The 15492-nt window shown below is 64.4% G+C and carries 14 protein-coding genes and 2 pseudogenes; 10 read left to right on the top strand and 6 right to left on the bottom strand.

Features of this window, described 5'->3' with window-relative positions; genetic code table 11:
• Positions 1-18: 18 nt before the first annotated feature.
• Entirely contained in the window at positions 19-699 is a 681-nt protein-coding gene (gene aat / locus AC0L23_RS01675) for a leucyl/phenylalanyl-tRNA--protein transferase (RefSeq protein ID WP_026232743.1), read from the top strand.
• 33 nt (positions 700-732) lie between these two features.
• Here aat and AC0L23_RS01680 read toward each other — a convergent pair.
• Positions 733-1781, bottom strand: a pseudogene (locus AC0L23_RS01680) (DUF2155 domain-containing protein).
• 201 nt (positions 1782-1982) lie between these two features.
• Between AC0L23_RS01680 and AC0L23_RS01685 the strand changes: the two are divergent.
• Both AC0L23_RS01685 and AC0L23_RS01690 read left to right on the top strand, forming a co-directional pair.
• Positions 1983-2930: an alpha/beta hydrolase gene (locus tag AC0L23_RS01685; RefSeq protein ID WP_085353528.1), complete on the top strand. Its 948-nt coding sequence runs from the start codon at positions 1983-1985 to the stop codon at positions 2928-2930.
• A gap of 13 nt (positions 2931-2943) precedes the next feature.
• Positions 2944-3960, top strand: coding sequence for a Na+-dependent transporter (locus tag AC0L23_RS01690; RefSeq protein WP_085353529.1), 1017 nt, complete (start codon positions 2944-2946; stop codon positions 3958-3960).
• A 79-nt stretch (positions 3961-4039) separates the two neighbouring features.
• Here the strand turns inward: AC0L23_RS01690 and AC0L23_RS01695 are convergent, their stop codons facing one another.
• Positions 4040-4216 (bottom strand): hypothetical protein, encoded by a 177-nt coding sequence (locus AC0L23_RS01695; RefSeq protein ID WP_018454491.1) that lies wholly within the window; start codon positions 4214-4216, stop codon positions 4040-4042.
• Positions 4217-4398: 182 nt separating this feature from the next.
• Entirely contained in the window at positions 4399-5340 is a 942-nt protein-coding gene (locus tag AC0L23_RS01700) for a GlxA family transcriptional regulator (RefSeq protein WP_085353593.1), read from the bottom strand.
• A gap of 91 nt (positions 5341-5431) precedes the next feature.
• Here AC0L23_RS01700 and AC0L23_RS01705 point away from each other — a divergent pair, with 91 nt between their 5' ends.
• Entirely contained in the window at positions 5432-6118 is a 687-nt protein-coding gene (locus tag AC0L23_RS01705) for a DJ-1/PfpI family protein (RefSeq protein ID WP_085353530.1), read from the top strand.
• Positions 6119-6539: 421 nt separating this feature from the next.
• Here AC0L23_RS01705 and AC0L23_RS01710 read toward each other — a convergent pair whose 3' ends face one another.
• Positions 6540-6947: an NADH:ubiquinone oxidoreductase subunit NDUFA12 gene (locus AC0L23_RS01710; RefSeq protein ID WP_026232746.1), complete on the bottom strand. Its 408-nt coding sequence runs from the start codon at positions 6945-6947 to the stop codon at positions 6540-6542.
• Positions 6948-7193: 246 nt separating this feature from the next.
• Between AC0L23_RS01710 and AC0L23_RS01715 the strand changes: the two genes are divergently transcribed.
• The 3 genes from AC0L23_RS01715 to AC0L23_RS01725 all read left to right on the top strand — a co-directional run bounded on the left by AC0L23_RS01715 (position 7194) and on the right by AC0L23_RS01725 (position 10807).
• The gene (locus tag AC0L23_RS01715) at positions 7194-7895 is read left to right on the top strand and encodes a BA14K family protein (protein ID WP_473356760.1); all 702 of its coding nucleotides are present in this window, start codon (positions 7194-7196) and stop codon (positions 7893-7895) included.
• Positions 7896-8135: 240 nt separating this feature from the next.
• Positions 8136-8558, top strand: a complete 423-nt coding sequence (locus AC0L23_RS01720) for a response regulator (protein ID WP_085353532.1) — start codon at positions 8136-8138, stop codon at positions 8556-8558.
• On the top strand, positions 8555-10807 hold the full coding sequence (locus AC0L23_RS01725) for a CHASE3 domain-containing protein (RefSeq protein WP_085353533.1): 2253 nt from the start codon (positions 8555-8557) through the stop codon (positions 10805-10807). Before AC0L23_RS01720 ends, AC0L23_RS01725 begins: the two co-directional genes overlap by 4 nt.
• Here the strand turns inward: AC0L23_RS01725 and AC0L23_RS01730 are convergent.
• On the bottom strand, positions 10804-11727 hold the full coding sequence (locus AC0L23_RS01730; RefSeq protein WP_085353534.1) for an arginase family protein: 924 nt from the start codon (positions 11725-11727) through the stop codon (positions 10804-10806). The two genes, AC0L23_RS01725 and AC0L23_RS01730, sit on opposite strands and share 4 nt — an antisense overlap.
• Positions 11728-12062: 335 nt before the next feature.
• Here AC0L23_RS01730 and AC0L23_RS01735 point away from each other — a divergent pair, with 335 nt between their 5' ends.
• On the top strand, positions 12063-12290 hold the full coding sequence (locus AC0L23_RS01735) for a hypothetical protein (protein WP_085353535.1): 228 nt from the start codon (positions 12063-12065) through the stop codon (positions 12288-12290).
• Between the two features lie 323 nt (positions 12291-12613).
• The gene (locus AC0L23_RS01740) at positions 12614-12922 is read left to right on the top strand and encodes a hypothetical protein (RefSeq protein ID WP_244561577.1); all 309 of its coding nucleotides are present in this window, start codon (positions 12614-12616) and stop codon (positions 12920-12922) included.
• 178 nt (positions 12923-13100) lie between these two features.
• Here AC0L23_RS01740 and AC0L23_RS01745 read toward each other — a convergent pair.
• Positions 13101-13564, bottom strand: a pseudogene (locus tag AC0L23_RS01745) (GrpB family protein).
• A 358-nt stretch (positions 13565-13922) separates the two neighbouring features.
• Here AC0L23_RS01745 and AC0L23_RS01750 point away from each other — a divergent pair.
• Positions 13923-15386 (top strand): adenylate/guanylate cyclase domain-containing protein, encoded by a 1464-nt coding sequence (locus tag AC0L23_RS01750; protein ID WP_085353537.1) that lies wholly within the window; start codon positions 13923-13925, stop codon positions 15384-15386.
• Positions 15387-15492 lie beyond the last annotated feature (106 nt).

The following is a 15492-nucleotide window of genomic DNA, read 5'->3' on the forward strand; positions in this document are numbered from 1 at the left end:
CTGCTATTATGGCGCGCCATGACTTCGCGCGACTCTGCCCCGTCTGAAATCACGCCAGCCGTGCTGCTGCGCGCCTATGCCTGCGGCATCTTTCCGATGGCTGAAAGCGCCGATGATCCGACCCTGTTCTGGGTCGAGCCGGAGTTGCGCGGGGTCATCCCGCTCGACGGATTTCGCGTGGCCTCGCGGCTCGCGCGCACCGTGCGTTCGGATTCATTCCGCGTCACCGTTAATACCGCCTTCAAGGCCACGATCGCCGGCTGCGCCGCACCCCAAGCCGGGCGCGAGGACACCTGGATCAACAAGCGCATCCGCGACCTCTATGGCGGGCTGTACGAGCTCGGCCATTGCCACAGCGTCGAGGCCTGGCAGGGCGAGGACCTCGTCGGCGGCCTTTACGGCGTCAGCCTGGGCCGGGCTTTTTTCGGCGAAAGCATGTTCCACACCGCACGCGATGCCTCCAAGGTCGCATTGGTGCATCTGGTCGCGCGGCTCATCCATGGCGGCTTCGAGCTGCTCGACACCCAATATGTCACCGAACACCTGAAGAGTTTTGGCGCGGCCGAGATTTCGCGGCGGCGCTACACCGCGCTGCTCGACAAGGCGCTCGCGGGCGAGCCTGGCGATTTCCTGAGGCTCTCGGCCGGCGAAGCGATCCCGGGCGCGCGCGCGCTCGAGATCATCGCCGCGCGGCAATAACCGGATTATCGACCAAACCCCGCGGGATTTGGCCTAGCGGCCAAACCCGGGGAAACCGAACAGACCCGGCCGCTGCTCGGGCGGCGGAGGAGGTGGCGGCGGTGCCGGCTGCTGCTGCTGGATCGGCGGTAACGGCTGCGGCGGACGCTGCTGCACCTGCTTGGGCGCGGCCTTCTTCTGCGCGGGCGGCGGCGGTGCCGGCTTGGTGCCGGGATCCGGTGCCGCGGTCGCAATCGTTTGCTGCGGCTCTTTGCAGTCGGTGAGCCAGATATCGTAGATCGGGTGCTCGACGCCGTGCAGGCCCGGACTTGCCGCGTACATCCAGCCCGAGAAGATGCGCTTCACCTCACCCTGCAAGGTGATCTCGTCGACCTCGACGAAGGCGTCGGTGTTGGCGGCCTCGGTCGCCGGCCGCGTGTAGCAGGCGTCGGTTTTGACGCGCAGCGCCCCGAATTGCACGGTCTCGCCGATCTCCTCGTCGAAGTTGATGATGCGCCCGGTGATCTTGTCGAGGCCGGAGAAGGTCGCTTTCTTGTTCACGATCTTCTGGGCCGGCGGCTCGGTGACGACTTCGTCGCCCGGCTGAAGGCTCGCCGGCGTCTGCGGGACAGCGCCGCCCGGTCCGCCCTTCTGCTGTGGCTGGCGCTGACCGGGCGCACCCGGGGCGCCTTGCGGATTGGGCGGAGCGACCGCGACGGGCGGCGGCTGGTTTGGCGGAGCGGCGCTAGAACCGGGCGGCGGCGCCAGAGGTTGGGTCTCGACCGGCCCCGGCATCACATTGCCCTGCCGGCCCGGCGGTGGCGCCATCGGACGTGACGGCAGCACACGGCCCTGCGGCGGCAGCTCCGGCACCTCTTCGTCGTCATCGGGGATCTGCGGCTGCGGCTGGGGCTGGCCACGCGGAATGGTGCCGGGCGGCCGCAGCGGCGGCGGATCGGAGAAGATCGTGCCGATCTGCGCCTGCGCCGGCGTCGCAGCCGTCAGTGCGGTGGCGGCCAGAAGCGCCGCAAGACCTGTCAGGGTAAATGTTCGAAACATATCTCGCGCGGCTTCAACAGCGAATCGGGCTTGCTGGAGGACATTCTACAGGGGCTACCGCCGCTCGCAGGCCATCCGGTTAACACGGCGAATACGGCGGGGGAAGGGCGGCATCCCTGCCCTTCCCGGCCCGGTCTGGCCAGATCGGCCCCCGGATGGAATAGTCGAGCACGCTTCCGGCGGCCGAGGCGGCCCGCCCCCGAAAAGAACTCCAACGATAACTGGAAACCCAGAGGTCGCTCCCCATGCCCGTTGTGCTCGATCCCGATGCCGCCGCCGTCTACAAGGCCTTCCAGGAGGCCGGCCGGCCCGCCTACGAGACCCTGACCGCGCCGGAAGCGCGGGCCTATTACGCGCAGGCGCGCTTTGCGACCAATCCCGAGCCACCTGACCTCGCGCGCGTCACGCCGCTGTCGATCCCGGCACCGCACGGCGCCATTCCCGCGCGCCTCTATGTTCCGAAAGAGCCGCGCCGGTATGATGGCTTGTCCCCGGCGCTGGTGTTCTTCCACGGCGGCGGCTGGGTGATCGGCGATCTCGACTCCCATGACGTCGTCTGCCGCCAGCTCGCCGACGCCGGCGCGCTGATCGTGATCTCGGTGGACTACCGCCTCGCGCCCGAGCACAAATTTCCCGCCGCCATCGATGACGCGATCGCCGCGACCAAATGGGTCGCCGCCAACGCGCGCGAACTCGGCATCGACGCCTCCCGGCTTTCGATCGGCGGCGACAGCGCCGGCGGCAATCTCGCCGCAGTCGTCGCGCTCGCCGCGCGCGACGGCGACGGTCCGGCCATCGCGGGCCAGTTGCTGATCTACCCGGCAACCGATTTCGCCATGACGCACGGCTCTCACCGCGAACCCGAGACGAGCGTGCTGCTGACGCATTCGGTGATCCGCTGGTTCCGCGACCATTATCTCAACGGCGCCGCCGATATCCACGACTGGCGCGCCTCGCCGGCACGGGCGACAAACCTGGCCGGCCTGCCGCCGGCCTATGTGCTGACCGCCGGTGCCGATCCCCTGCGCGACGAAGGCGACGAATATGCCGAGCGGCTGAGGCAGGCCGGCGTGGCCGTGGCCTACAAGCACTATCCCGGCCAGTTCCACGGCTTTCTCACGATGGGGAAATTGCTGCGAGAGGCCAATGTCGCCGTAAGCGAGATCGGCGCGTGGCTGAAAGGATTGGCCTGAAACGCCATTCCCGATGCCGCCTGTTCTTCAAAGCATATTCGCCCTCCCCCTGCGCGGTCTGACATGGCTTGGCGGCCAGGGCACCCGCGCGGTGGCCGCCGTCGTGTTCATCGCGCTCGCGGTGCCGCCGCTCGGGGCGTTGCTGCGCCCCTACGTCACCGAGGCGATCTTCGTTCTGCTCTGCATCTCCTTCATGCGGGTCGACCTTGCCGCGCTCACCGGCCATCTGCGCCGGCCGGCGCTGGTCGCGACCGCGACCGTCTGGACCATGATCGGCGTGCCTGTGATCATCGGGCTGATCGTCCATGTCACCGGGCTCACGGCGCGCGCGCCCGACCTTGCCCTGGCGTTGATGCTGCAGAGCATGGCCTCGCCGATGATGGCCGCACCGGCGCTGGCCGCGCTGATGGGCCTCGACGCCACGCTGGTGCTGGTCACGCTGGTGAGCGCGACGGCGCTGGTACCGTTCACGGCATCGCTGTTCGCAAGCCTGTTCCTCGACGGCATGCTCAGCATCTCGCCGCCTGCGCTGGGCTTGAAGCTGCTCGGCATCCTCGCCGCATCGCTGCTGGCGGCCACCGTGATCCGACAGATCTTCGGCGCGGCCGCGATCCAGCGCCACAGGCAGCCGATCGACGGCTTCAACATCGTCATCCTGCTGGTCTTCGCGACCGCAATCATGGGCGACGTCGCGAGCGATCTCGTCGCCCGGCCGGTCTCCACCATCGGCTTCGCGGCTCTCGCCTTCGCGATCTATTTCACGCTGCTCGCCGTGACCACGCTGCTGTTCCGCCGCATCGGCTATGAGCGCGCGCTGGCGCTCGGGCTGATGGTGTCACAGCGCAATCTGGGCCTGATGCTCGCCGCGACCGCCGGCGCGCTGCCGCCCACCACCTGGCTCTATTTCGCGATGACGCAGTTTCCCATTCACCTGGCGCCCTACATGCTGATGCCGATCGCGCGGCGCTTGACGGCGCGCGCGCAGGCCTCGGGCGCTGCGGCGACCGGCGGCAAGGCCGCATCGGGCTGAACCAATCCGCAAGCCTTGCCAACACGCAAGTCATGTCCGCTCTGCCATCGCGAGGCCGCTGGTGACCCAGCGAATGTCGTCACGCAGCGCGCCAATGTCCCTTGTGAATATCAAACTTCACGGCGCCTTCGTCACGCATCTTCAACAGGAGCGATTGGCAGTCGTCCTGATTCTTGATGTTCACGCGCTTCATGACTTCGAAGGTCTTCAGAGGTTTTTCGCGAAGGGCAATCAGAATCTTTTCTCGATCGGTCATTGGGGTTCCTTGCATCGGATCGGCGACGGTACGTGTTGTACACATCGTCTACAACGGGTGCATTCGCTTGACGAGGTCCGTTCCGGGTCCAAAGGGCGAAATGCCGCGCAATATGCAAGTCTGCTCAAATATCCAAGTGTGCTCACCCGCTCAAGCGGGCTCTCCAACTCGATCAATTCTCCCTACCCGGCCCTTGCCGCGCGCCGCAGCGCTTGCGGCGGCTGGCCGAAGGCGCGAATGAAGGCGCGCCGCATGCGCTCGGGATCGCGGAAACCGGTCGTCTCCGCGACGAGTTCGATCGCCTCGCGCGAGGACTGCACGCGCTCGCGCGCGACCTCGATGCGCAAGCGCTCGATGGCCTTCGAAGGCGTCGTGCCGGTCTCGGCGGCAAAGGCGCGGGCAAAATGCCGCGCGCTCATGCCGGCGCGGTCGGCGAGATCTTCGACAGTCAAGCGAGCGTCGAGGTTCTCGCGCGCCCAGGACAGCAGCGCGCCGAAGCGGCCGTTCGGCGTCTTCAATTCCAGAAGTGACGAGAATTGCGACTGGCCGCCGCTGCGGCGATGATACAGCACGAGCTGCCGCGCCGTGTCCTGCGCGATCTGCTCACCGTGATCCTCCGTCACCATCGCGAGCGCAAGGTCGATGCCGGCCGTGATGCCGGCCGACGTCCACACATTGCCGTCGCGGGTGAAAATCTGGTCCGGCTCGAACTTCACCTTGGGATAGCGCGCGACGAAATCCCGCGTGCGTCCCCAATGCGTGGTGGCGCGGCGGCCGTCGAGCAGGCCTGCTTCGGCGAGCACATAGGCGCCCGAGCAGACGCTCGCGACCCGCATGCCGCGCCGCGCCAGCCGCTGCACGAAGGCGCGCGTGACCTCGCAGCGCGCGGCATCCGTCACGCCCGCGCCTCCCGCCACGACCAGCGTCGTGATCGCATTGGCCGACTTGAAGTCGCGCGCCATCATCTCCACGCCCGACGAGCTGCGCACCGGCCCCGCGCTCACCGCCAGCACGCGGATCCCGGTCGTCGTCTTGCCCGTGCAGCGCGCCGCGATCTCGAACACGGAGATCGGGCCGGCCGCATCGAGCAACTGGAAGTCCGGGAAGATCAGGATGCCGATCATGGTCATGTCCGAAAGCGAGGGAAATATGCCATTCTGGACGGAAAGGCATCATGAGAGGCTGCTTCCGTCAAGCTCATAATTGGAGGCTCTCATGTCGTCCCCGCTCCAGATCGGTCTCTTGGTGTTTCCGCGCGTCACCCAGCTCGATTTCACGGGCCCCTTGCAGGTGTTCTCCTCCGTGCCCGGCGCAAAACTGCATTTGATCTGGAAACGGGTCGAGCCGGTGCCGAGCGATTCCGTGCTGACGCTGACGCCGACCACGACATTCGCCGACTGCCCGCAGCTCGACGTGATCTGCGTGCCCGGCGGCGGCGGCACCAACGATCTGCTCAATGACGAGGAGGTGCTCGGTTTCCTGCGCCGGCAGGCCGAGGGTGCCAAATACGTCACCTCGGTCTGCACGGGATCGCTGGCTCTCGGCGCCGCCGGCCTCTTGAAGGGCTATCGCGCCGCCACGCATTGGAGCGCGATGGAGATGCTCGCTCAGTTCGGCGCGACGCCGACCAAGACGCGCGTCTGCGTCGACCGCAACCGCATCACCGGCGGCGGCGTCACCGCGGGAATCGATTTCGCGCTGACCCTGGTGTCGATCATGGTCGATCGCACCACCGCGGAGGCGATCCAGCTTCAGCTCGAATACAATCCGGCCCCGCCGTTCAATGCAGGCTCGCCGGATACCGCGCCGGCGGAGGTGCTGGCATTACTAAAAGAGCGCGGCGCGCAGGGTCAGGCGCGCCGGCTAGAGGCGGTGAAGCGTGCGGCCGAGCGGATGACCTAGTCTCCACTCTCGTGTCCCGGACGCGATGCATCGCGTAGCGGTGCCGCGCAGCGTCCGGGGCACGCGAAATCCAGTCGTCCCTCTATCAAAGAAAAAGGCCGCCCGGTTTCCCGAGCGGCCTTTCCTGTCTTACGGCGGCTGCACATTTCATCGGGCGATTTCGGAGCTTCCAGACCGGGGGCCTATCTCCCGATCGAGTCCTGGTCGGCGGCCGCTGCATTTCGGGACAGTCGCGAACTGTTGCCCGAACCGAACGCGATGGTCTCCCATCTCCGTAAGATGCGACCATTGAGCCGCATCGCCCGCGTGGCTGCAATGCCCGCGCAGCACTCATCCCCGCTGTTCCCGTTGTCCACAGCAAAGCGAGGCGGATGCGGGTGCATCCACCCCCACGACAAGGGTTGAGACGGGAATCGGAAGGCTAGCTCGGCGTCCAGGGCTGATAGTCGCCGGTCGCCTTCGGCCGCTTGCCGCTGGCGAGCGTCGAGCCCGCGGGACGGTAGGCGTTGGCCGTGCCGGTGAGATTGGGCTGGTGCGGCTTTTCCCATTCGCGCGGCTGGTAGTTGTCCTGCGTCGGCGGCACGTCGACGGTGTGATGCATCCAGCCGTGCCAGGACGGCGGGATACGGCTGGCCTCGGCGTAGCCGTTATAGACCACCCAGCGGCGCTCGAAGCCGAGCACCGGGTCGATCGCCCCGCCGCGGGTGCGATAATAGAGGTTGCCCTGCTCGTCCTGGCCGACCAGCTCGCCGTAGCGCTTGGTCCAGAGTTGGGTGCCAAACGTCTGGCCATTCCACCAGGTGAAAAACTTGAGGAAGAACTGTTTCATGCGGCAAGGGCCCTGCTTCGTCGGGTCCTGATGCCATCCGGACGGCGAAATGTCCAGTTCGGCGCGGGCGGCAATGCCCCGCTGCTGATGCGGTCCCCGGCACGGAACGCTGCCGCAAATCGGACGCGATCCGTTCATGCCGGATACAGCGTCGCCATGAGAACTTTTCGTCGCACGCAAACCCCCGTGATCCCAGGAACTCCGGCCCTTTCATGGGGTTTGCTTCCGGGAAAAGGAGTTTTGATCATGAAAAGTCTGAAAGTCTTGAGCACGGCTGCGGCAGTGGCATTGGTTATCCCGTTGGCGACGCCGAGCTTTGCCCAAAGTCGGGCCGCAGCGGTCGGCGGCGGCGGAGCACACTTTGGTGGCGGCGGCGGCGGAGCACACTTCGGTGGCGGCGGCGGCGGAGCACGCTTCGGTGGCGGCGGCGGCGGCGGGGCACATTTCGGTGGCGGCGGCGCCCGCATGGGCAGCGGCAACTTCGGCGGCAACTTCGGCGGCGCGCGGATCGGCGGCGGCGGCGGCAATTTCGAGGCCGGCGCAGCAGTACGTCCGGGCGGTGGCAGCTTCGCAGCGGGTACGGTGAGCCGACAGGCCTTCTCGCCGTCCTACAGCGGTACACGCAGCGTCGCGACTGCGGGCAACTGGCAGGGCGGTGGCGGCAATTGGAGTGGTCGTCACTGGCATCATCGTCACGGCGGCGGCTTTTGGCCCGGGTTCGCGGCCGGCGCTGCGATCGGCGGCCTCGGCTCGTACGCCTATTACGGCGGCGGGTATTACGACGACCCCTACTATTACGGCGACAGCTACTATGATGAACCGACAGTGGCCGTGGTCCCCGATGGCGGCGGCGACTCCGCGGCCTACTGCGCGCAGCGCTACAAGTCCTACGATCCGGCGTCCGGCACCTATCTGGGCTATGACGGCCAGCGTCATCCCTGCCCGTAACACGACCTGAAACACTTGAAGAAGAAGGCGTCGCAGCGATGCGGCGCCTTTTTCATTCAGGCGCCTCACCTGTTTCGCTCGCCTCGTATTCGTCATCGGCAAGTGTCGCGTACAATCGATGCGAGCGGACCTTTATTCACCGCACCGTGCATATCTACCCTTATCCAATCCCAAATTGACCCGACGCGCGATTCACCTGTATCAACTTGGCTGTGGGGACTTCGATGACTGGGAAGTGTCATGCCGCGCATTCTCGTGGTTGATGACGATCCGATGGTCGGCGCGACCATCGAGGTCCTCCTCCAACGTCAGGGCTTCGACGTCACGTTGACTGACGGCGGAGAAACGGGTTTGGCTGCGCTCGAAACACAGAATTTCGACGTGATGCTGGTTGACATCTTCATGCCGCATATGCGCGGCTTCGAGTCCATTCGCATCTTTCACGAGCGCGCGCCGGCGGTTCCGCTAATCGCGATGTCCGGCTACGCCTTCGCATCATCCGCCTCGCCCTCTCCCGACTTCCTCCGGATGGCGCTGGAGCTTGGCGCGACCCGCTGCCTGCGCAAGCCGTTCACGCCGGACACGCTGCTGACCACGATCCGGGAATGCATCGCCGTGCCGGGCGATGGCTCGCAGCCGAAGGACAAGAAAGAAGTCCCTTGATCCCAACGCAGCGCGTCATTCTCGGTGCTGGACTTGCCATCCTCCTGATCATCACCGCGGCCTCGATCGGCCTCGACGTCAAGTCACGGTCCGATGCGGCCTGGGTCAATCACACCGTCGAGGTGCTGAAGAAGATCTCCGACCTGCGCGTGCTGATGCGCAGTGCCGAGAGCGCCGCACGTGGCTACGAGATCTATCGCAACCCGAGCTTCAGCGAAGAATTCCAGGCGGTGCACGCCCGGATCGCACCGGCACTCGCCGATCTCAAGCGCAGCGTGCGCGACACTCCCGAACATGTCGCGCTGCTCGAGGGCACCGAGCCGCTGGCGCTGCGCCGGATCGAGATCGCCGCCGAAGTGATGCGCCTGCGCGCCGGAAACGATCAGGCCGGCATTGCAGCAGTCCAGGGCAAGGGCGAGGGCCGTGGCCTCATGGACACGGTGATGGGCAATTTCGACCATTTGAGCGCAGAGGAAGAACGATTGCTCGCGGCGCGCTCCCAGGATTCGCGCCGCACCGGAATCGTGCTGCTCGGCATCGACGTCGCCGGCGCGCTGGTGATCCTGCTGCTGGTCGTGATGATGATGCGCGAGAGCCGGCGCAGCGAGGGCGCACTCAAGAGCACGCTAATGGAGACCACGGCCGCCAAGCAGCAGCTCGAGGCCGCCGTGGCCGAGCGCACCGAGCATCTGGTCACCGCGCATGACGAGCTGCGCCTCTCGGTCAACGTGCTCCAGAGCACCTTTCACAGCATGGCGGAGGCGGTGCTGGTCATCGATGCCGAGGGCAATGTCCTTCTGTCCAATCCCGCCGCCGAGCGCATGCTGCTGCACCGGACCGGCATGAACCTGCGCAATCTGCGCGCGATGTCCACCGTGCTTCACGGCGACGGCCTCACCCCGCTCAAGCCCGACGAGCTGCCGTCGGCACGCGTGCTGCGCGGCGAGCCGTTCGAGAACATGGAGATGATCGTCCGCCCGCACAGCGGCAATGCTCCCCGTCATCTCATGATCAGCGGCCGGCCGATGCTGGACGGGAAAGGCAACGTCTCCGGCGCGGTGCTGGTCTATCACGACGCGACCACCTCGCGCGAGACCGAGCGGCAGTTGTACCAGTCGCAGAAGCTGGATGCCATCGGCAAGCTCACCGGCGGCGTCGCGCACGACTTCAACAACATGCTGACCGTGATCTCCGGCAATACCGAGACGCTGGTGGCAAGCCTGAAGCAGCAGCCCGAGCTCCAGCGTGTGGCGCGCCTGATCGACGAGGCCGCCGAACGCTGCGCCGAGCTGATCCAGCATCTGCTCGCCTTCGCGCGCAGGCAGCCGCTGCAGCCGCGCAACGTCGAGATCAACGCCGCGGTCGCGGACATCGCGAAACTCCTGCGCCCCACCCTCGGCGAGCAGATCGAGATCGAGACCGTGCTCGAACAGGGTCAGATGACCGCGCACATCGATCCGTCCCGCCTCACCAATGCCCTGCTCAACATGGCCATCAACGCCCGCGACGCCATGCCGAACGGCGGCAAGCTGCTGCTCGAGGCCCACCGCGTCGTGCTCGACCAGGCCTATGCGCAAAGCAATCCCGACGTGCGGCCCGGCCCTTACGTGATGCTCGCCGTCAGCGACACCGGCACCGGCATGCCGGCCGAGGTGCAGCAGCAGGCGTTCGAGCCGTTCTTCACCACCAAGGAGGTCGGCAAGGGAAGCGGCCTCGGCCTTTCCATGGTCTACGGCTTCGTCAAGCAATCCGGCGGCCACATCAAGATCTACAGCGAGGAAGGCCACGGCACCACGATCAAGCTCTATCTGCCGCCGGGCGAAGGCATGACCGAGCCAGTCACCTCTGCCGCACCGCCGGCCGAGGGTGGCGCCGAGACCATTTTTGTGGTCGAGGATGATCCGCTGGTGCGCAACTTCGTCACCGTGCAGCTCCAGAGCCTCGGCTACCAGACCGTCGCCGCGCCCGACGGCAAGGCCGCGCTGGAGTTGATCCGGGCCGGCCAGCCGTTCGATCTGCTGTTCACCGACGTCGTCATCCCCGGCGGCATGAGCGGACGCGACCTCGCCGACAAGGTGGCGACGATCCGCCCCGGCGTGAAGGTGCTCTACACTTCCGGCTATACCGACAACGCCATCGTCCACCACGGCAAGCTCGACGACGGCGTGATGCTGCTGACAAAACCCTACCGCCGCAACCAGCTCGCCGCGATGATCCGCAAGGCGCTCGGACACATGCCCACCGGCTAGCGTTTCTGGTTGGCGATATGTCCAATGGCGTTGCAGATGATCCGCGCTGCGCAGATCGCCCCAATATTCTGCGGATCACGCTCCGGCACCAATTCGACCAGATCAAGACCGACAATTCTGGCCTTCGAGGCGACGCCCGCGATCAGGTCTATGACGTCGAAATAGGACAAGCCGCCAGGCTGCGGCAGCAGCACGCCGGGAATGACGGACGGATCCAGGCCGTCGCAATCGATCGTGATCAGGCAGTTCGCGCTGTCCTCGATTGCACTCAGGACGGCTTGAACGCCCCGGCTTTTGACGTCTCGTGCTGTAAAAATCCTGGAGCCCCAGTTCCGCGCGCAACTGAGCTCCTGCAGGCCCGAGCCACCGATACCCCTTAAACCGACCTGCACAATGCGTTCGACCCAAGGCAACTCGCTGGCGCGCCGCATCGTGCTGGAAAACGTATGTGCTGAGCCGTCGCGCTGGTCCTTCCAATCCAGATGCGCGTCGATCTGCAGGATCGTCAGCTTGCCCGTGTCTTCGAACGCCTCGAAGAACGGTATGGGGACAGAATCATCTCCGCCGAGCAGCATGGGTACCGCGCCGGACTTCAGGATCTTCCTGGTGGCGGTCCTGATTGCATTCCGGTTTTGCTCGGGGGCCTCGGGTGACGTGGCAAGATCGCCGCCATCGACGACCCGGATTTGCTCCGGGTCGAGCAGGATTCCGTCTTGGTCGAAATCCCACCTGGCAAGGTCGGTCTGATAAACGCGCAAAGCATTGCGAATGGCCGCTGGGCCATTCGCGGCATGGCTGGTCCTGCCCTTCACATGCGGCGTGGCGTCGGCAGCTCCGAAGATGACGATGTCGGCTTCGCCTAGAGGCTGGGCAAGGTCGCACGCCGCGACGCCGAGGAATGTGTTGCGGTCGCTCGCCATAGCCGTCTCGCTGGAGGCACTCAGTCCGGCCGACAGAGCCAATCCGCAACGCCTCCGCGAGTTCCTGACCTGCTCTTGGCCTGCCGCCGAGCCGAGCGGTCGAAGCCGCTCTCGCCGAGGACGTGACCTCATAAACGTCGGCTTACCAAGGCAAAGCGGAAGCTCCCACCTTCGGCGTGGTCGGCGGCTTGTGACCACAGCGGACTCCAGCGCGTCGAGCTTCCCCTGAGGGAGTTGACGAGTGGGCGGGCCGCTTTCTTCTGGAACGAAATTAAATTGATTTAATTCAGTTATTGTGATTTAATTTTTAGGCTTATCTCTGGACGGAGAAACGCATGCCAGATCAGGACGACCGTCGCGAGTTCTTAAGAACCTGCGGAAAGTTCGCGGCGGTGACACCTCCAGCCATCACCCTACTCCTGTCGACATCCCTTACATCGGATGCGATCGCGAAGTCGGGCGCAGGCGCGGTCCACGACGACCATCACCATCACGGCAACAACGGCTGGGGCAACGGCGGCGGAGACGGCAGCCCCAACGGCAAGGACGATAGAGGCCGCTGAGACGACGACACACGGCCTCCGGAAGGAGACACAATGCAGACCAGGCGCCGCGACGTAGATTGGCATTTCGCCAGCTTCGTTGTTTCGATGATCTGGCTCGCGATTGTTGCTGCCGCTCTTCTTGCAGTGCTCTTCCGAGGGCACCCTTGAGGAGTTATGAAGTACATTTTCATCGCGGTCGGCTGCTGGCTGCTGCTGAACCTGCTCTTCGTTGTGCTAGTCACGCCGCCGCGTAGTCGCCGGCCGCGACAGCTTGCTCGCACGATTCATGCGGTCAAGAAATTCATTATGAGCAGACGGCAGCCCCCCACCTGATGAGGGCAGTGACGCGCTGCAAAAAAAACGACAGTAAGGCTGGCTGTTTATTTCCAGCGACGCCGCACCGCAGTTCGCTGTATCGTGCCGTTCCGTTTTTTCCAACAGCGGATTTGATTGCCATGCACCACATCCAGAGTACGCATATTGCCGCGATACTGAAACTGACCGCCCAGCAGCTTGAAGCACTTCGCACCCGCCCAGAGATCCAAAAGGAATATTCCGAAATCCTCGTTTTGAGAGAGAAAATAAAATTGGCGACCGATCTGAAGAAGGCTCGCCGGCAGCTCCTTACTCGGTCCCTGCCAAGCGCCTGAAGGGAGAGAACTCCACCCGTGCCTTGCGCTGTGAGGCTCGAGCAAGGAGTTGCTCGTTGGCATTCCCGCTTGTGGACCCGAAGCGGACATCTTAGCAGCGCCGCACGGCATATCCCGTCGCTGTGGCAGCGCAAACAATACTTCCCGAATGCTGATAGCGCCTTGTCGGTTATCTCCCTCACAACCGATGTTTTGTTTTGCGAAAGCCCTCGATGTTCTTGCCAAATTCATCCGAGAGCGATTTCTTTTGGCTTCCGTACGCGGCAGCGATTTCCGGGTGTAAGCGCAAGTAGTCGCGAAACAGCAGGAATCTCTCCAGCGTGGATTGCATTGCTCCATGATGTGAAGATGGTGTGTCCAGGGTCCAGGCATCCTCTTCCGAAAAAACAGTTCACCAGGTAACCATGCTTCGTACTCGGGGATGTAGGTGTATCCGAGTTGCGCGAATGGCCTCACAAACGTGGACTTCGCGCGCAACAAGTTCGGGAGGCCGACCAAGATGTCCATAATCGGTTTGGCCGAGAGGCCGGACACAGACGTACTGCCCATGTGTTCGATCTTGAGCGCCGGACCGACCACAAATCGCAAGCGACGGCACTCCTGCTGGAAACGAACCGGCCAGTCGGGGTCATAGTCACGCACCTCGATGGCGCCCCTCCATACTTCTCCATTCTGTCCCCTCGCTGGAAGCTACCCTTCTCAAACGGCCCTGTTGGAGCAGACCACCGTTCCTGCATGTGATCGGACTCACTGCAATGCGCGGCATCTCCCGATATACGGGTCAGCTTTTGGGGCTTCAGCGACGTCGTGGGCGCACCATATTGAGGTCCATCCAGCGAGGCATGGCGGAGTAGATTTGCTCAGGTTGAGTTCTTCGCACTTTGACCCATAAGCGACATGGGTGGATTGAAAATCCTTGCAGTGCAATAGGCCGTGCGGCATCGGATGGCTCGCGAGGACCGGGCGAAGCTGATAGATTGCCATCGTCAGGAGCTGATCGATGACATCCATTGACGAGCGTCTTCTCGAAAGCAAGATGACGCAGATCGAGCAGGCCCGCACTTGGAGCCCGCGCGTAATCTCCAAGTTCGAAACGCTGATTCGCAGTGGTGACGAGGTCAGCCTGTACCGCGCCAATCCGCTGGCGTTCGCCCGTGATCGCAGTGTGGCTGAGCCGGAGTCGATCGATCTGTTTCTCCATGCCGCTCGCGCCGGGCTGGTCGACATGCATTGGGACATTCTCTGCCCCCACTCGGGTCTGGTGCTGGAAAGCTTCGGGAGGCTCCGTGCGCTCCGGAGCCATTTCGTCTGCGGGCTTTGCGATATCGAGGGTCACACCGAACTCGACGACTTCATCGAAGTGTCCTTCTCCGTCTCGCCGCAAATTCGGCACCTCGCCTTGTATGACGTCGACAATCTCTCGATCGAAGATCTGCACTGGAAGCTCAAGTTCGCCAACAGCGGACGGCTGCCCGGCGGACAGACTCGATTTGTCGATGTCTTGCGCGGTTTCGTTCGCGGAATGACTTATCTGCCGTCCGGTCTGACAACGACGCTGCAGACCGATATTGGGCCGGGCGCGGTCTCAGGCGTCAATGTCCAGACCCAGGCGGGCTTTACGCTCCCGGTCGCGCTCGATCCCACTGCCGTGCAGATGCCGAATACTCCGACGATCGTTCGTGCCACCTATGACGGGCAGCGGTTCACGCCCGCCGTTTCGGCCGTGCCGTCGGGGCCTGTGATCTTCGAGATCAGCAACACCGGCCCTAAGCGCGGTTCGCTGCTCCTGATCAACTGGCCACCTGAAATCTTGGAAATGCCAGAGAAGCCGACCCTCGAATTCGATCCCTACGTCTCGGGCGGGATGCTGCTGACGCGTCAGACGTTCCGCAAGCTCTTCCGCTCAGAGCGCGTAGATGAGGAGGAGGGCCTCGGCGTTCGGCAGGTGACGTTCCTGTTCACGGACCTGAAGGGTTCGACCGCGCTCTACGAGCGCCTCGGGGATCTTAATGCCTATGCTCTCGTCCGCGAACATTTCGCTCTCCTCGACGCAATTGCCCATCGGCATGCCGGTGCCATCGTGAAGACCATCGGCGACGCCGTCATGGCTGCGTTTTTCCGGCCGGTGGATGCCGTGGAGGCAGCGCTGCACATTCTGCGGGACATCGGAGAGTTCAACTCCAAGCACGGCCAGCCCGCCGTCGTTCTCAAAATGGGGGCACATTGCGGTCCTTCCATCGCCGTGACCCTCAACGAGAATCTCGACTATTTCGGCCAGACCGTGAATATTGCCGCGCGGGTGCAATCATTCGCCGACGCCGGCGAAATCTGTCTCACTGAAGCACTCTACACCGCGCCCGCTGTTCGCCAGCTGCTGGCGGGCCACCATGTCGAGGAGTTCGAGGCGCCGCTGCGCGGCGTCGAAGGCGAGGCGCGAGTCTACCGGGTCACCGGCCGATTGTAGCCTAGGCTCTGCGGCAGTCCGCACTAGCGTAGTGATCGAAATGTATTTCCGACATCTGGCCGCCGCGAGGCGGCTTTTCTTGGACACGGCAAGAGCAAAGGAGTCT

Source organism: Bradyrhizobium sp. MI1.4, assembly GCF_055811315.1.